This is a genomic window from Arthrobacter sp. Y3221087, assembly GCF_059089905.1.
On the sequence record NZ_JBNHFE010000007.1, the window covers coordinates 1 to 15,237 of the forward strand.

The following is a 15,237-nucleotide window of genomic DNA, read 5'->3' on the forward strand; positions in this document are numbered from 1 at the left end:
TTTTAGGGGTTTGGCCGCCCGCGGTAACCAGCTCTTCGCTGTCTCCCTCGCGGCGACTCAGAAAACAATACACCCCCACCCACCCCACCGCAACCCGACCCCACCACCCCACCAAAACCCCGGAAACCCGCGCCAAAACCACCCACCAACCCACCCAGACAACCCCCCGCCGTCGTAAATACTTCCTGTGCGCTGCAGCACAGTGGACGGCTGGGATCGGAGCCGATTGAATCGGGCACGGATAGTGGGGCGGGAGCCTGTGCCGGTAAGCAGGATTGAGGGGAAAGGGGAACCGTGATCGGAATTCTTAACCGGCTGGTAGGGCTCATTAAAGACCACCTGACTGAGGAGCTGGACATTGCCGGCCTGTCGGGCAGTCTCGGCACCAGCGAGTACCACCTGCGGAGGATGTTCTCGTCATTGGCAGGCATGCCGTTGTCAGAGTATGTGCGGCGGCGCCGGATGGCAGTTGCCGCGGCCGATGTCCTGGGCGGCGGCGACCTGCTGGGCATTGCGGTCCGCTATGGCTACGGCTCAGCGGAGGCATTCAGCCGGGCCTTCCGGGCCGTGCATGGTGCCGGCCCTGGCGAGGTCCGCCGGAACGGCGGCCCCCTTCGCACACAACCGCAGCTCAGGTTCCGCCTGACCGTAGAAGGGAACAACCCATGGACACCCGCATCGCAGACAAGTCCGCCTTCCGGCTCGTGGGCCACTCAGCCCGCGTTCCGCTCATCCACCACGGCGTCAATCCGTACATCCAGGAGCACATCAATTCCTGGCCTGAATCCGAACATCTCCGCCTCAAGGCACTGGGCGGAGGGCAGCGACCGCCGCCGACTGGTTCCCCTCCAACCCGTGGCGGCTGAGGCCCGGGCCCTCCATCGTGGGCATACTGGACCGCGCCCCCGACTTCAGCACGGCAACCTGCGAACTATGGCTGCCGGTGGAACGCGCCTGACGAAAAGCGCCGTAGACCATAGCATTTTCCGCAGGACAAACCCGGAAGGTTCAGGCTGCCCAGCCCACTTTCCGGAGCCAGTCCTTGAGCAGCGGCAGGACAACAGAGCTCTGCATCGCCCCGAGATGGTCCAGGCCCGGCAGGACCTGGACGTCCCAGCCGGCTTCGACGAGTTCATGCTCATGCGCGGCCAGCGGGTCACCGATCCGCACCTGCACGCCGCCCCACTGCGGCGAGTAGTCAATCCGGTCTTCGGCTCCGGCGAACGCCAACCGGGGCAGGCCGGCCGGGACCAGCGCCGCGGCGTCGTCGAAATCCTGGAGAACCTCATAGAGGGTGAGGAACTGGCGCGTCTGGTCCTCGTTGGCTTGGATGGAGGCCGAGTCCCAGTCCCCTGGTTCAACCTCCGCGGCGGGCACGGGCAGCTCCCCCGTTGCCCAGGCGGCCGCGTCCCGTACCGCTGCCTCGTGGGCAGCCCGGGTCACGGCCAGCATGCTCTTGTACGGTCCTTCGAGGGGAGGGAACCCTCCCATGGCAAGCGCACCCAGCCGGTCAGTCCGGAGAGCGAGCTGGAGACCACACAGTCCCAGCCAGGAGTAGCCGTAGTAGGCGAAAGTGGCTGCCCCCGCGGCGTCGGCGATGGCAAGCAGGTCGGCGGTCACATTCTCCGGGGTCAGCGTGTCCGGGGCCGGGAAGGCCATCCGGTGCGCCTCGTAGTCCACGGCGATCACACGGTTCGCCGCGGAAAGCCCCTGGACCAGGTTCGGCCCCAGGTCCGGATCAGCGCCCCACTGCCGGATGGTTTCGGCTTCCTCCGGCGAATGCCCGGCAAGTGGCACCGGCAGCAGGAGGTCCGGCCCGCCTCCCTGGATGGTGACGGGAATGGTGCTGCCGTCATGCAGTACAGCAGCGGCGGTTGGTGCCATGGCTACTCCCTTGGTTGAGGACCGGCGGTACTCGCGGACGTACCCCTACTCCCCCATGCCGGGATGCACCGGAACATAGTCCACCTTGTTGCCGGGGTTCTTGCGCCCGGACTTTGTCCGGTCGTATCCCCGCGCGTCCAGGCCGTTCTTCGCCCTGAACTCCGCCAGTGCCGCGTCATAGGCCTTGTTGAGTGCCTGCCCGGAGAACTCCCCCGTGCTGCCGTCAGCGAAGGCAATCCTGATGCGGACGCTGGCCGGGTAGTGCCGGGTCATCCGGACGAAGCCGTCCGCGTCCTGCTGAAGAGTGATCAAGGGGAACCTGCTTTCGTCGGTGGACCGGCCTCCAGTTTGACGCAGGCAGAGGCCGCGTGGATACAGCGGGCCGGCAGTTCCGTCAGCAGGTAGGCGGACGATAGAGTCACCGCATGCAGATGCGCCTTGAAGTTGTCCAGGTGCCGGTGTCGGATGTCGACAAGGCAAAGTCGTTCTACGTGGAGCAGATGGGCTTCGTCCTTGACCACGATGTTGAACACATCCCCGGAATGCGGGTGGTACAGCTGACTCCACCCGGATCGGCAGCGTCGATCGTCATCGGCACCGGCATGACCGCCATGGAGCCAGGCACCCTCGAGGGCCTTCAACTGGTAGTTCCAAACCTCACCGCCCTCCGCGGCGAACTCCGGGCCCGAGGCGCGGACATAAGCGACATCCGAAACATGGGCGGCGTGCTGTTTGCACATGTCAGCGATCCGGATAGCAACCGCTGGGTCCTGCAGGAGGAAACGCCGTCGGACATCCGCGAGGCGCACCACTCCTAGCCTCAAGGCAGCCCTGGTCGTGCTGCTCACAAATGTTTGCCCTGCGCAACCATCCAGGAGCATAATCATTAGCAGAACTAATTAGCACTGCTAACGATTACCGCCCAGGAGGCGCACCCGACCAGATGACCGCCAGCCAAACGAAAAACCACGCCCAGGCAGCCCCCACCTCCCCCGACACCCTCGCCATCGACCTCCGCACTGCCGTGATGCGCACCTCGCGCCGGCTCCGCGTCGAGGCAACCGGCGAGGTGATCACCCCCGGCCAGTACACCGTCCTGGCCCTCCTCAACGGCGACGGCCCCAGCACCCTGCGCGCCCTCGCGGACAGCGAGCACGTGCAGGCCCCGTCCATGACCCGGATCGTCAACGCCCTCGCGGACCAGGGCTTCGTCACCAGGGCGCCGCATCCCGACGACGGCCGCCAGGTCCGCGTGGACATCACCGACGCCGGAAAGGCAGTCCTCGCGGAGGCGAGGGAGCAGCGCACCGCCTGGCTGGCGCAGCGCGTGGCCGGACTCAGCGAAGAGGACCGCGGTATCCTCAGCCGCGCCGCCCGCATCATGCAGGAGATGAGCGGCCGATGAGCGCCATGTTCCGCGCCCTCGAAAACCGCAACTACCGGATCTGGGCCGGCGGCGCGCTGGTGTCCAACATCGGCACCTGGATGCAGCGGATCGCCCAGGACTGGCTGGTCCTGACCGTCCTCACCAACCACGACGGGGCCGCCGTCGGCATCACCACGGGCCTGCAGTTCCTGCCCATGCTGCTGCTCGGCCCGTACGGCGGCGTCCTGGCCGACCGCTACCGCAAACGCAGGATCCTGCTCTGGACCCAGCTGGCCATGGGCATCACCGGCCTGGCCATCGGGCTCCTGGTGGTGACCGGCACCGCCGAACTCTGGCACGCCTACCTGGCGGCCCTCTGCCTGGGCATCGCCAGCGCCATCGACGCCCCCGCCCGGCAGGCCTTCGTGTCCGAACTTGTGGGCCAGGACAACATCTCCAACGCCGTGGCCCTGAACTCCGCCTCGTTCAACACCGCCCGGCTCACCGGCCCGGCCATCGCCGGCGTCCTCATCGCCTGGGTGGGCACCGGACCGGTCTTCCTGCTCAACGCGGCCAGCTACGCCGCCGTCATCATTTCGCTGTTCCTGATCAACACCTCCGCGCTGGTCCCGACCGTCCGGGCCGAACGCGGCAAGCACCAGGTGGCCGAAGGCGTCAACTACGTCCGGCGACGCCCGGACCTGATGCTGATCATGGTCCTGGTGGGGATCCTGGGCGCGTTCGGCATGAACTTCCCCATTACCAACGCGTTGATGGCCACCACGGAGTTCGGCGTGGGACCGGGGGAATTCGGCCTCCTCGGCTCCATCATGGCGGTGGGCACGCTCGCCGGCGCACTGCTCGCCGCACGCCGGTCCGGCCCCCGGCTGCGGTTCCTGCTGGGCGGGGCGCTGGGCCTTGGCGCCTTCACGCTCCTGGGCAGCGTGTCGCCGTCGTTCTGGCTCTACGCCGCCGTGCTGATCCCCGTGGGCCTGGCGTCCATCACTTTCCTGAACAGCTGCAACACCAGCATCCAGCTCTCCGTGGAGCCGCAGTTCCGCGGCCGGGTGCTGGCGCTCTACCTGGCCGTCCTGCAGGGCGGCACGGCGGTGGGCGCGCCGCTGATGGGCTGGATCGGCAGCGAGTTCGGCGCGCGCTGGTCCGTGGCGGCGGGCGGCATCGTGGTCCTGCTGACCGGGCTTGCGGCGGTGGTCGTGGTCAGCCGCAGGAGCCGGCTGACCTTCCGCGGCGCCCTCCGGATAGCGTTCACTGGCAAGCGTGAGCCTGCCATCTAACCTTGGCTGCCTCAGCCAAGCGCTGAATTCCGGCTGGTGGAGGGCCTTGACGATGGCCCGGCGTCCTTGGGTATAGGGGTTATTGTCCACTCCCGGTTTAGGTATAGGGGTTATTGCCCATTGCCTGAAATTAGGTACAGACGATCGTTGTGCGTTCTTCCGCTCCAGGTCTACCCTGTGCGTATCTGGAATTAGCCATCGTTGTTTCTGGGGATCGACGCTGGCTTTAACCAGCTGGACACATCGAAGCCCCAATAGAAACAGCCAAGAAAATGCAAGCTAAGTCCGATGGCTTAGTAAGGCCCCCGTCCTCGCCGCAAGCGCCGCACCGAGTCGGCTCGATAATTCCTGCTGCGCTTGGGCCGCCTGCAATGACGGCTATCCAGAGCAGCGTTCATTAGGCGTGGCCAATCCGCGGTTGCGGCAGTGCCCGACTTTCCAGTTTTTCCTCACACCGGAATTGTGTCGCGTGGAATAACTGTTTTAACAGGAATTATCGTTTTGATAGGGGCCGGGCTGATGTTCTGGCGTAAATTCATGGCGGCTGCTTCGTCCATTTTGGTTGGAACCGCTATTCTCACTCCGCTATCGGCCCACGCCGCAGCGACCACCTCACTGGCCATGGACGCCTTTGTACAGGCGGACAGGGCAGCCACCAACTTTGGGACCAGCATTCGTCTGTCCACCGAGGGCAGGGCATACATCTGGCGGAACACACTACTACGCTTCAATATCCAGGTTCCCGCTGGCGAACGCGTTGTCTCAGCCAAGCTCCGGTTATTCTCGGAGGCCTCCGCATCTTCCAGTGAGTTCGTGGATATGTTTACTACGTCTGGCGGCTGGACCGAACGAGGCGTCACCTGGAATAACGCCCCGGCTCGAGGGATATGGCTGGGAAAGGTTGGCGGGTTCGCAAACGGCTCTTGGGTGGAATGGGACGTTACCAAAGGCGTAAGCCCAACGGGTGGCGAACAGAACTTCAAGCTGGAAAGCAACGCACAGAAGTGGATCGGCTTCAAGTCGAAGGAGTCTCCGGATTCCGCCCGGCGTCCAAAACTGGTGGTGACCATGGGACCCGCTACGGCACCGCCAACCGAGGCGGCGGTAGTCCACGGCTGGGGCGCGCCGGTGGCTGGTGATGAATTCAATTACGCGGGCGGGCCGGACGCCACGAAGTGGATTGTCTACAACAGCCCCGGCCACGCGGGTAACGGTATACGGAGCCCGCAGCAGGTTACCGTCGACGGTTCCAAGATGGTCATGAATGGGACCCCGGATGGCACGACCGCAGGAATGGGCGCGAGGTTTGCAAACCAGAAGTACGGGCGGTGGGAAGTCCGCGCGGCCGGATCAGGTGACAACGAATACCATCTGGTATCCATCCTGTGGCCCGACAGCGAGAATTGGCCGTGCGACGGCGAAGTTGACTACGCGGAGACCACCGGCGACTGGAACGTCATACAGTTCTTCCACCACTATGGCTGTTCGAACTTGCAGACGCAGGCGATCAGGCCTATTGATGTCAGCCAGTTCCACAATTACGCGGTCGACTGGTCACCGAGGGGGATCGTCGGTTATGTCGATGGAGTGAAGTGGTTTGAGGACTACGACCCAACACATCAGCCTCCCGGCCCGATGCACCAAACCCTGCAACTGGACTGGTTCCCGGACAGCACTGCCAATGGCGCCGGTGAGATGCGGGTGGATTGGGTCCGCGTGTATGCGGCAGCCGCAACCGCCTAGAAGAGCCGGGCACGACGGCGACGCCGGACTTCCGCATCCCCGCACCCTGGGAAGGGGTGCCGGGGAGGGAAGTGCCGGCGTCGTACTGCTTTGTGTACCCGAACCTACATGGACGAGATGTTGAGGATGTTGCCCTCGCTGTCCAGGAACCAGGCGCCCTTGCCCACGTCATCCATGGTGGCGACGCCGTTCTCGGTCTTGAGGCCGGGCTGGTCATACTCTTCGAAGACCACGCCGCGGCTCCGCAGTTCCTCAACCTCGCGGTCGAAGTCCTGGGCCACCCAGCCCATCTGCGTGTTCTTTGCGGTGCCGGCATTGTCCGTCTGGTAGATGAAGAACGTGCTGTTGCCGCACTTGTAGAGCAGGTTGTCCGGGCCCATCTCCTGGACGGGTTCAAGGCCCAGCTTGTCGCGGTAGAACTCCCGGGCCCTGTTGATGTCCTTGGCGGGCAGTACAGCCATAACGTCCAGATCCTTGAGCATGGTCGAATCTCCTTGCTGCGCATTGATGGCGATGCTCTCCCCCTGTGCCGGCCGTGCCGTTTCCGGACAGGCCGCGTGCCCGCCCTTTGCGCCGACTGCCGGGGCGGCCACCTGGGATCCGAACCGCTGCGCCAGCCATCATCAGCGCGGGAGTCCCCGAAGCTTACGAAGCCATTATGGAACCGAATCAGCGCCAGCGAAATAGGGCAAAATGTGGCCATCGGTGTTTCGGCTCAGGGGGTCTTGGCGTGGATAAATCGGTCCCGCTCGAACGCATGGTTTTCTTCAGCGACGCGGTGTTCGCCATCGCCCTCACGCTCCTGGCGCTGGACCTCAAGCTGCCCATGGGCATCCCGCCGGAACGCCTGGCGGCCGAGCTGGCGGGCGCAATTCCGGAACTGCTGGCGTTCGCGCTTTCGTTCCTGATCATCGCGCGGGTGTGGATGTCCCACCACAACGACTTCTTCCGCATCCGGGACTTCAACCCGCAGCTCGCGTGGCTGAACATGCTGCTGCTGTTCTTCATCGTGATGCTCCCCGCGCCCACCGCCGTCCTCAGCGACTATGGCGGAAACCCGAGTCCATGGCCCAGCGTGCTGTACGCCGCCACCATCTCCGGCGTCTACCTGACGCTCGCCGGCATGTGGACCTACGCCTGGCGCAAGGGCCTGACCGATGACACGGTGGACGACGTCGAGCACCGGCGTGTGTTCCTGGCCAGGCTCACGGCCCCCGCGGTGTTCCTGCTCAGCATCCCGGCAGCGTTCGTGCTGGGCAGCAATACCCCGTTCCTGTGGTTCCTGATCATCCCCGCTGCCCTCCTGATCCGGCGGCTCACAGCTCGCCGCTCTCCGGCCGCCGCCCAGTAACGGCGCAGTAACGCCTGCCGCGGCATAATGCGGCAGTGAACGAGGGCCTGCACCGCTTGGCCGCCCCAGCATGGGCGGCGGTCCTCGCGCTGCTTCTGCCCGCCTGCTTCGCCAGCGATGACGACGGCGGGATCCCGGCTTCCGGAGGCTCCGCAAGTTCCACAGGCGCCACGGCTTCTTTGAGCCCTTCTTCCGCTCCGTCCCCAAACCTGCCACCCCCACAACCGCCGGGTCCCCCGGTGCCCAACCAGCCACCGGCGCCGGAGGCCGTGGTGCTCGACTGGCTGCCCGTCGGCCCGGTGGGGCGCGGCGACCCCGTCTGGTACGTGGACCTGAAAGGCCTGAACTGCACCACCCAGGGAGATCCCGCCACAGCAACCACCATGCTGGAGCTGGCACCGACGCTGTGCCAGGGCCTCAACGGCGACCAGGCCGCCTGGGCAAGTGGCGCCGCGGCCCTCGCCACGATCCCCGCACCAACCCTGGCAACGTCCGACTGCTGGTCCATGGCTGCCTACGAAGTGCTGCAGAACATTGCCGGCTTCCGCCGGCAGAACCCGGCCGTGCCGTTCACCCTGGTCCCGAGGCAGGGCACGGCCTGCCCCGCGGACCTCAAGTTCCTCGAGGACGATATGCGGAACTCACCGCCCGCCCCCGTGTGCGCCGGCGCGGCGCTCGTCCTGGTGGGAACCCTTGAAGGCCTGCCGCCAGGGTCGATCCGGTCCGTCAGCGTGGGAACGGCCATCGCAGCCGTGGGGTTCCGGAACAGCCCGGACGATTTCAACTATCCGCCCGGCGACCTTTACTTCCTGGCCCCGCCCATTGAAGCGGCGGGCCCCGTCACGGTCAGCGTTGCCGTGGCCGACGCCGACTATCCGGTGCAGGGGACCGTCACCCTGGACTACGCGGACCCACGCACGTGCCTGCCGCCGTCGGGCACCGCACCATGACCGAGGGCAGTGGCGGTGAGCGTTCCTCCTGGTCGCGCGCCTTTGGCGTGGTCGCCGCCGTCGGCCCGCCGCTCACGGTGGCAACGGCGCTGCTCTTCTACTTCGGCTGGGCCCGCGCGGATGCCCAGGCCGCCCACATGGGCCTGAACGTGAGCCTGTTCGGGTACTCGGTGCAGGATTACCTCCTGATCAGCATCAACGCGCTCTTCGTGCCGCTGGTGTCCATCCTGGTCCTGGCCGTGGTGTGGCTGGCCCTCGACCGCTGGCTGCGCCGGTGCATCGCGGAGGACCGCGGCCGGGCGGCCATCGTCCGGGCGGCCGGCATCGGCGCCCTGCTGAGCGGGCTGCTGGTGGGCACCAGCCTGCTGCTGGCCATCGCGGAGCGTGCCAGAGCAGCGCTTTACACCCCGTACCTGATGGCGTTGGGCGTGCTGGTGGCCACCTGGTGCGTCCATCTTCGCCGGCTGGGCCGGACCGGCACACGCCCGGACCTCACCGCCGAGCAGCGCGCGGTGGAAACCACCCTGGTCCTGAGCATCGTGACCCTGCTGCTCTTCTGGGGAACCGCCGACTTCGCCCAGGCACTGGGCCGGCGGCTGGCAGTGGACTACGAGCAGGGGGTGCAGTACATGCCCCGCGCCGAGGTGTATTCACCCAAACCGCTGGGCATCGGCTCGGCCGCGGTCAGGGAGGTGAACGTTGGCACCGCGGACGCGGCCCTCTACCGGTACGACGGGCTGCGCCTGCTGGTGCTGAGCGGCGGACGCTTCTTCTTCCTCCATGACGGCTGGACGCCGCAGAATGGAACGGTGATCGTCCTGCCGGACGACAACTCCGTCCGCATCGAATTCAGGAGATGATCCTGGCCATGGACTACGCCAAGGACCCACGCGTTGACCAGTACATCGACGCCCTCCCCGAGTGGCAGCAGGCGGTCTGCCGGCAGGTCCGCGACCTGGTGCATGCCGCGGATCCCGGGGTGGAGGAGACCATCAAGCGCACGGTGCAGCCCTACTTTGTGCTGAACGGCAATATCTGTGCACTCCTCGCGGCCAAGGACCACGTCAACGTGTTCCTGTACGACGGCGGCCTGGCCCCGGACCCGCAGCACATCATCACCGGCGGCCACCGCAACCAGACGGGGCGCACCATCGCGTTCCACAAGGCCGATCCCGTGAACGGGGAGGCCCTGCTGGACATCTTCCGGGCGGTGATCGCGGACAACCGGGCCGGCGGCTGGCGGAAGCTCAAGGGCCGGGCGTAACGGCGCCGTTCCGGCGCTGGTACCGCAGCAGGACCACCCCGTTGCCGAAGCTGCGGCTCTCCACCAGATCCAGGTCCGCGGTGAAGTCCGGCGACTGGAACACCCGCCGGCCCTGGCCGATCACCACGGGGTTGACGTAGATCCGGAACTCGTCCACCAGGCCGTGCCGCATGAACGTTCCGGCAAGGTCGGCGCCGCTCATGATGAGGTCGCCGCCGGCTTCCGCCTTCAGTGCCTGGATTTCTTCAGGAACGACGCCGGCAAACACCTTCGCGTTCGGGCCCGCCGTGGTGAGGGCGCGGGAGAAGACGAACTTGGGCAGGCGGCGCCAGATGCCCGCGAACTCGACCATGGCCGGGGTGCTCTCCGGATCCTGGTCAGCCGTCGGCCAGACTTCCTCCATCAGCTGGTACGTGACCCTGCCTTCGATAATCCCGCCCATCGCCCCAATCTCGTCATTGAAGTGCCGGAGCAGCTCCTCGTCCACCCGGTGCCAGCTGATGTCCCGGTCCGGTCCTTCGAAGAACCCGTCCACGGATACGGCGTTGGACAGGATGATCTTTCCCATGGGATCCCTACTTCCTGATTTCCGCCTGCCGCAGCCCGACAATGTCCTCCACCACGTCATCCGGAATGGGATGCTCCGCGGTGAAGCGGATGGTTCCCTTGGACAGCGAAAAGCCCGCCAGCCGGCCGGCCACTGCCTCCACCGCCTCGGGCGAGAACGGAAACACCGAGAGGTGCTTGGCGGCGGCCACCACTCCCAGCAGCGGCTTTCCGTCCAGCTTGAGGGCGGGCATGCCGTAGCTCATGCCCTCAGTGGCCTCCGGCACCAGTTGCCGGGCAATTTCAATGACGTGCTGCAGGCACTCGCGTTCCGCCTCCGGCAGGTCCGCCAGTGCATCGTCGACGACGCCCACGGCCGCCCTAGCTCTTCTTCTTGGCTGCCACGGCGGAGGCCAGCGATGCCAGCCCGCGTTCGAAGTCGGACCCCACCATCTTGTCCATATTGACGAAGAGGGAGAACAGCTTTGCCGGGAGGCCCTTGTTTTCACCGGTCATCACCCAGCTGACCTCGGTGCCGCCCGGCGCTGGCGTGAACGTGAAGGTGGTGGGGTTCAGCGCCTTGAAGGGCTTGGTGAATTCCAGCCTGACATTGATGCGGCTGGACGGCACCGACTCGACGATCTGCATGTTCCCGCTGCCGGCCTTGCGGTTGCCGCTCCACTCGTAGCCTGCTCCCACGCCGGAGTCCGGGCCGAAGTAGCGCCGGCTCATGCCGGGATCCACGGCCTCCCAAGGGGACCAGGTTGTCCACTGATGGAAGTTGTTGACCAGCGGGAAGATATCTTCGGGGGCGGCAGGAATGACGGCACTGCGGCGGACTTCATATGAGGACATGGCCCCAGCTTAGGAGCCGGGGCCACGCCTGGATAGGTCAACGGAGAACTACGTTGGCGGGTTCCTTGCCGTCCAGCAGCAGCCCGATCTGCTTCCTGATCAGCCGGACCATCCGGGGGAACATTGCCGAACTGGCGCCGCCCACGTGCGGGGTGATCAGGACGCCCGGGGTGGTCCAGAGCGGGTGGCCGGCCGGCAGCGGTTCGGGGTACGTGACGTCCAGCGCCGCGCGCAACCGCCCGGACGAGGTTTCCGCCAGAAGCGCGTCGGTATCGGCCACCGGCCCGCGGGCCACGTTCACCAGCAGCGCGCCGTCCGGCATGGCAGCCAGGAACTTCGCGTCCACCAGTTGCTGGGTCTGCTCACTCAGCGGGACGCTGACCACCACGATCTCGTGCAGCGGCAGCTGCTCATACAGTGAATCGATGCCGTAGACCGTTCCGCCCTCGTCCTCGCGTGCACGGCTTGCCATCCGCGTGACCTCGGCCTCGAATGGCAGGAGCCGGGCCTCAATGGCCTTGCCCACTCCCCCATAGCCCACCAGCAGCACGCGCCGGTCCGCCAGGCTGGCCCGCTGGCTGTTGTCCCAGGTGCCGGAGGCCTGGTTCCGGACGAAGTCCGGGATCCCGCGCTGGCTGGCGATCATCATGCCCAGGGCAAGCTCTGCGGTCGAGGTCTCATGGACACCGGCCGCGTTGGCGAAAACGCAGCCGGACGGCAGGACCTCAGCGACGCCGTCGTATCCGATCGACTGGCTCTGGACAAGCCCGACGTCCACGCCCTCCAGCGCGGCAAGCGCCGCCGGCTTGCCCATGTATCCCGGGACGAGCAGGTCCAGCCGGCCCTCCGGGGCAGGGCCCGTCAAGTCCCAGAGCACAAAGTCGACGCCGTCCGTGGGCTCGAGCGCGTCCAGCAGCCTCTGGTCGGGCAGGCACACCCGCAGCCGCGCGCTCACGCGGCAACCATCAGCTTCACGCCGGCGGCGCTCAAAGCCGTTTCGATTTCCCGCGGCGGCGGCGCGTCCGTCACCAGCACGTCCACCGCGTCGAAGCCCGCCAGCCGGGCCAGCGCGTACCGCAGCATCTTCTGGTGGGTAGCCACCACCACCACCTGTTCTGCCGAATCCATAAGGGCGATCTTAGTGGCGCGCTCAACGTCCCTTTCAATGTAGAACGCCTCGTCATGGATACCGCTGACGCCGATGAAGGCCGTCTTGGCACGCAAGCCGGCGGCGGCCGTGACCGTCATGGGGCCGTTGAACGCCTGGCTGTCCAGGAGCAGCTCTCCGCCAAGGCAGATGGTCCGGGCGGACGTGAGCTGCAGGCAGCGCTGGATGGCCGGAGCCGAGTGGGTAATGATGGTGCCGGTGAAGGACGCAGGCAGCTCGTGGGCGATCTGGTACGTGGTGGTCCCGGCGTCCAGGATGATGGCGTCACGCTCACCGATCATGGACAAGCACACCCGGGCCACCCTGAGCTTGGCATCGGCGTCCTCCCGGACCCGGGCGGCGAAGTCAGCGTTCTGCCCGTGCCCGTGGACGGCACTGACACCGCCGTGGACCACCCGGACCAGCCCCAGCTTGGCCAGCACCCGGGTGTCCCGGCGCACCGTCATGTCCGAGACGGCAAACCTCTCTGCCAGGTCAGTGGTGGAAATGAACCCCCGCCGGCCGAGCTCGTCCAAGATGCTGCGCTGGCGGGACGTCAGCGGCGCCTCTTCCCGTGCGATGCTCATGGCCCCTTCTTTCCTGCCTAGATCCCGGACACCAGCCTGGCCCGGTGTTGCAATTCCAACACCAAATCTACTTAACGACCTACCCCGGCACCGGCATTCGCAAGCTCAACGGGGCGCCCTTCCGCGATGGAGCGCTCGGCGGCCAGGCCCATCCGGACCGACTGCAGGCCGTCGGCAACGGTGACTTCCACCGGGCCTTCGCCCAGGATGGCCTTCCGGAAGCCCAGGTGCTCGTAGTAGGTGGAGCCGTGGTGCGCGCCGGCGGCCAGCACTGCCTCGTCCACCGGGACCTCGTGCTTTTCCGGGCCGAGCGGTGAGCGCGGGCTGAATTCCACGGTGGCTTCGGCTTCGTCACCGGGGATCCAGTGGTTGGCCGCCACCGGGATCAGGGTCTCGATCTTGGCCGCGTCACCCACGATGGAGATGCGTTCCTGGAACTTGGACCCTTCGGCGAACATGGACAGCTCCAGCAGGGCGCGCTTCCCGCCCTTGAAATCCACAATCACATAGGCGTTGTCCACCATGTCCGAGACCCGGCCGTCGTACACCTCGTCCATGTGGTTCACATCGTGCCCGCCGCTGGCGTAGACGCGGGTGGGTTCGTCCTGCAGGATCAGGCGCATCAGGTCGAAGAAGTGGCAGCACTTTTCCACCAGGGTGCCGCCGGTGCGCTCGGCGAAGCGGTTCCAGGCGTCAACCTTGTGCAGGAATGGGAAGCGGTGCTCCACGATGGACAGCATGTAGATGTTGCCCAGCTTGCCGTCGTGGGCGGCCTGAATGACCTCCTGCACCGGCGGCATGTAGCGGTATTCCATGGCCACCCACACCGGCGCGGTGTAGTCCGCAGCCAGCCGTTCGAGTTCGTCCGCCTGCGCGGCGGTGGTGCACACGGGCTTTTCCACCAGTACCGGCAGGTTTTTGCCGCTGGCGAAGATGTCCTTGAGGATTCCCAGGTGGGTGTCATTGGGGCTGGCGATCACCAGCGCATCCACGAGTCCCGAGGCGAGCAGGTCCTGGTGGGAGGCGAAGGCCTGCACCTCATATCCGATCTCCCGCGCGGTCTCTTCCAGGGAGGACGGCGTGGGATCGGAGACTGCGGTGATGCGGCTTCCCGGGATCAGTGCAAGGTTCCGGACATGTTCGCGGGCCATGTGGCCGGCCCCGATAAGGCCATAACGAATGGTCCGGACCGTTTCCGCAGAAGGCAATGACATGAGTTGCTCCGTTTCTCTACGTTGAGTGGGCGGGACCGCGGCGTTGCATCCCAAACAGAACTATACAGAAAGTGTTGTTATTCCAACATAGCGTGTGTATATTTCTTCAGTACCAGCCGAAACTACAACGAGGTGGAACGTGCCCCAACCGTCAACTGGAACCCTGCTCTTCGTAGGCTGTGCCACCCTTGACTCCATCGCCCTGGTGCAGGATTTCCCCGCAGCAGACAGCCGTACGGTGGCGTCAGACTTCGCGACGGCAGGCGGTGGCCCCGCTGCCACGGCGGCCGTTGCGGCGGCGCGGGCCGGAGCCCGGACAGCCTTTGCGGGCGTCCTGGGCACCGACGAGGAAGGCGACCGGATCGTGGCCGGCCTCGAGGCCGAGGGCGTGGACACCTCCGCCGTCATCCGCGACCCCGCCGTCAAGACCGGCGCCAGCGTGATCGTGGTCAGCCGGGCCACCGAAAGCCGCGCCATCGTCACCCGCCCTGTCCCGCCCGTCAGCTTCCCCGCCGGCAGCCGCTTCGCCGAACTGCTGGCTTCCGCATCCTGGGTGCACGTGGACCACCTTGGCTGGAACGCCGTGGCGGGCGTTGGCGCGGACGGACTCAAGATCAGCGTGGACGCCGGAAACCCCATCCCGTCCTTCAGCCCGCGGGGCGTCGCACTGTACGTCCCCACCATCGAAAGGCTCCGCGCCACGTACGGCGAGGACTTCTCCCCCGGGGACCTCCTGGGGAAGGCGATCGACGACGGCGCCTCCGCCGTCGTCGCCACCGCCGGCTCCGAAGGCGCCTGGGTCCTGGAACGCGGCGGCGAGCCGGTCCACGTTCCCGCCACCCCGGCCACCATCGTGTCAACCCTGGGCGCCGGCGACGTGTACCACGGTGCCCTCCTCGCCGCCGTCGCAGCGGGCCTGCCCCTGGTGGACGCCGCCGCCTTCGCCGGCCGCACCGCCGCAGCATCCTGCGCGGGGCTGGACGGCCGTTCCATGATCCCCCGCCAGGCCATCAGCCCTGTCCCTGCTTAACCATC

General features: G+C 66.4%; 18 protein-coding genes and 1 pseudogene. 10 read left to right on the plus strand and 9 right to left on the minus strand.

Annotated features, from left to right (window positions below):
• Window positions 1–294: 294 nt before the first annotated feature.
• A pseudogene (locus tag AC5RUO_RS16815) lies at window positions 295–958 on the plus strand (helix-turn-helix domain-containing protein).
• A gap of 50 nt (window positions 959–1,008) precedes the next feature.
• On the opposite strand, the gene AC5RUO_RS16820 reads toward AC5RUO_RS16815, so the two are convergent.
• Both AC5RUO_RS16820 and AC5RUO_RS16825 read right to left on the minus strand, forming a co-directional pair.
• Complete coding sequence (locus AC5RUO_RS16820; RefSeq protein ID WP_494011589.1) at window positions 1,009–1,884, minus strand: alpha/beta hydrolase; 876 nt, start codon at window positions 1,882–1,884, stop codon at window positions 1,009–1,011.
• A 45-nt stretch (window positions 1,885–1,929) separates the two neighbouring features.
• Entirely contained in the window at window positions 1,930–2,196 is a 267-nt protein-coding gene (locus AC5RUO_RS16825) for a hypothetical protein (protein ID WP_494011590.1), read from the minus strand.
• Window positions 2,197–2,309: 113 nt separating this feature from the next.
• Between AC5RUO_RS16825 and AC5RUO_RS16830 the strand changes: the two genes are divergently transcribed.
• The 4 genes from AC5RUO_RS16830 (at window position 2,310) to AC5RUO_RS16845 (ending at window position 6,288) form a co-directional block, all read left to right on the plus strand.
• Window positions 2,310–2,702, plus strand: a complete 393-nt coding sequence (locus tag AC5RUO_RS16830) for a VOC family protein (protein ID WP_494104116.1) — start codon at window positions 2,310–2,312, stop codon at window positions 2,700–2,702.
• A 125-nt stretch (window positions 2,703–2,827) separates the two neighbouring features.
• Window positions 2,828–3,289, plus strand: coding sequence for a MarR family winged helix-turn-helix transcriptional regulator (locus tag AC5RUO_RS16835; RefSeq protein WP_494011592.1), 462 nt, complete (start codon window positions 2,828–2,830; stop codon window positions 3,287–3,289).
• Window positions 3,286–4,545: an MFS transporter gene (locus tag AC5RUO_RS16840; RefSeq protein ID WP_494011593.1), complete on the plus strand. Its 1,260-nt coding sequence runs from the start codon at window positions 3,286–3,288 to the stop codon at window positions 4,543–4,545. The genes AC5RUO_RS16835 and AC5RUO_RS16840 overlap by 4 nt, the downstream gene beginning before the upstream one ends.
• A 519-nt stretch (window positions 4,546–5,064) precedes the next feature.
• On the plus strand, window positions 5,065–6,288 hold the full coding sequence (locus tag AC5RUO_RS16845) for a CBM96 family carbohydrate-binding protein (RefSeq protein WP_494104117.1): 1,224 nt from the start codon (window positions 5,065–5,067) through the stop codon (window positions 6,286–6,288).
• A 104-nt stretch (window positions 6,289–6,392) separates the two neighbouring features.
• On the opposite strand, the gene AC5RUO_RS16850 is transcribed toward AC5RUO_RS16845, so the two are convergent.
• Entirely contained in the window at window positions 6,393–6,770 is a 378-nt protein-coding gene (locus AC5RUO_RS16850) for a VOC family protein (protein ID WP_494011595.1), read from the minus strand.
• Between the two features lie 248 nt (window positions 6,771–7,018).
• Here AC5RUO_RS16850 and AC5RUO_RS16855 point away from each other — a divergent pair, with 248 nt between their 5' ends.
• From AC5RUO_RS16855 to AC5RUO_RS16870, 4 genes are all read left to right on the plus strand, one after another.
• Window positions 7,019–7,639, plus strand: coding sequence for a TMEM175 family protein (locus AC5RUO_RS16855; protein ID WP_494011596.1), 621 nt, complete (start codon window positions 7,019–7,021; stop codon window positions 7,637–7,639).
• A gap of 239 nt (window positions 7,640–7,878) precedes the next feature.
• On the plus strand, window positions 7,879–8,589 hold the full coding sequence (locus tag AC5RUO_RS16860) for a hypothetical protein (protein ID WP_494011597.1): 711 nt from the start codon (window positions 7,879–7,881) through the stop codon (window positions 8,587–8,589).
• Window positions 8,586–9,449, plus strand: coding sequence for a hypothetical protein (locus AC5RUO_RS16865; protein ID WP_494011598.1), 864 nt, complete (start codon window positions 8,586–8,588; stop codon window positions 9,447–9,449). Before AC5RUO_RS16860 ends, AC5RUO_RS16865 begins: the two co-directional genes overlap by 4 nt.
• Complete coding sequence (locus tag AC5RUO_RS16870) at window positions 9,446–9,853, plus strand: DUF1801 domain-containing protein (protein WP_494011599.1); 408 nt, start codon at window positions 9,446–9,448, stop codon at window positions 9,851–9,853. Before AC5RUO_RS16865 ends, AC5RUO_RS16870 begins: the two co-directional genes overlap by 4 nt.
• Here the strand turns inward: AC5RUO_RS16870 and AC5RUO_RS16875 are convergent.
• The 6 genes from AC5RUO_RS16875 to AC5RUO_RS16900 all read right to left on the minus strand — a co-directional run bounded on the left by AC5RUO_RS16875 (window position 9,837) and on the right by AC5RUO_RS16900 (window position 14,202).
• Window positions 9,837–10,421: a dihydrofolate reductase family protein gene (locus AC5RUO_RS16875; RefSeq protein WP_494011600.1), complete on the minus strand. Its 585-nt coding sequence runs from the start codon at window positions 10,419–10,421 to the stop codon at window positions 9,837–9,839. The genes AC5RUO_RS16870 and AC5RUO_RS16875 overlap by 17 nt on opposite strands.
• A gap of 7 nt (window positions 10,422–10,428) precedes the next feature.
• Entirely contained in the window at window positions 10,429–10,773 is a 345-nt protein-coding gene (locus AC5RUO_RS16880; protein ID WP_494011601.1) for an iron chaperone, read from the minus strand.
• A 7-nt stretch (window positions 10,774–10,780) separates the two neighbouring features.
• The gene (locus AC5RUO_RS16885) at window positions 10,781–11,254 is read right to left on the minus strand and encodes an SRPBCC family protein (RefSeq protein WP_494011602.1); all 474 of its coding nucleotides are present in this window, start codon (window positions 11,252–11,254) and stop codon (window positions 10,781–10,783) included.
• A gap of 37 nt (window positions 11,255–11,291) precedes the next feature.
• Window positions 11,292–12,209, minus strand: coding sequence for a 2-hydroxyacid dehydrogenase (locus tag AC5RUO_RS16890; RefSeq protein WP_494011603.1), 918 nt, complete (start codon window positions 12,207–12,209; stop codon window positions 11,292–11,294).
• The gene (locus AC5RUO_RS16895; protein WP_494011604.1) at window positions 12,206–12,988 is read right to left on the minus strand and encodes a DeoR/GlpR family DNA-binding transcription regulator; all 783 of its coding nucleotides are present in this window, start codon (window positions 12,986–12,988) and stop codon (window positions 12,206–12,208) included. The genes AC5RUO_RS16890 and AC5RUO_RS16895 overlap by 4 nt, the downstream gene beginning before the upstream one ends.
• Window positions 12,989–13,059: 71 nt before the next feature.
• Window positions 13,060–14,202 carry a Gfo/Idh/MocA family protein gene (locus AC5RUO_RS16900; RefSeq protein WP_494011605.1) on the minus strand — a complete coding sequence of 381 codons (1,143 nt, stop codon included), beginning with the start codon at window positions 14,200–14,202 and terminating at the stop codon, window positions 13,060–13,062.
• Between the two features lie 139 nt (window positions 14,203–14,341).
• Between AC5RUO_RS16900 and AC5RUO_RS16905 the strand changes: the two genes are divergently transcribed.
• Complete coding sequence (locus tag AC5RUO_RS16905) at window positions 14,342–15,232, plus strand: carbohydrate kinase family protein (RefSeq protein WP_494104118.1); 891 nt, start codon at window positions 14,342–14,344, stop codon at window positions 15,230–15,232.
• Window positions 15,233–15,237 lie beyond the last annotated feature (5 nt).

Coding starts and splice junctions, on each gene's coding strand:
- AC5RUO_RS16820 (WP_494011589.1), bottom strand. CDS start 1,884: ATGGCACCAACCGCCGCTGCTGTACTGCATGACGGCAGCACCATTCCC.
- AC5RUO_RS16830 (WP_494104116.1), top strand. CDS start 2,310: ATGCAGATGCGCCTTGAAGTTGTCCAGGTGCCGGTGTCGGATGTCGAC.
- AC5RUO_RS16835 (WP_494011592.1), top strand. CDS start 2,828: ATGACCGCCAGCCAAACGAAAAACCACGCCCAGGCAGCCCCCACCTCC.
- AC5RUO_RS16840 (WP_494011593.1), top strand. CDS start 3,286: ATGAGCGCCATGTTCCGCGCCCTCGAAAACCGCAACTACCGGATCTGG.
- AC5RUO_RS16845 (WP_494104117.1), top strand. CDS start 5,065: ATGTTCTGGCGTAAATTCATGGCGGCTGCTTCGTCCATTTTGGTTGGA.
- AC5RUO_RS16850 (WP_494011595.1), bottom strand. CDS start 6,770: ATGCTCAAGGATCTGGACGTTATGGCTGTACTGCCCGCCAAGGACATC.
- AC5RUO_RS16865 (WP_494011598.1), top strand. CDS start 8,586: ATGACCGAGGGCAGTGGCGGTGAGCGTTCCTCCTGGTCGCGCGCCTTT.
- AC5RUO_RS16870 (WP_494011599.1), top strand. CDS start 9,446: ATGATCCTGGCCATGGACTACGCCAAGGACCCACGCGTTGACCAGTAC.
- AC5RUO_RS16875 (WP_494011600.1), bottom strand. CDS start 10,421: ATGGGAAAGATCATCCTGTCCAACGCCGTATCCGTGGACGGGTTCTTC.
- AC5RUO_RS16885 (WP_494011602.1), bottom strand. CDS start 11,254: ATGTCCTCATATGAAGTCCGCCGCAGTGCCGTCATTCCTGCCGCCCCC.
- AC5RUO_RS16895 (WP_494011604.1), bottom strand. CDS start 12,988: ATGAGCATCGCACGGGAAGAGGCGCCGCTGACGTCCCGCCAGCGCAGC.
- AC5RUO_RS16900 (WP_494011605.1), bottom strand. CDS start 14,202: ATGTCATTGCCTTCTGCGGAAACGGTCCGGACCATTCGTTATGGCCTT.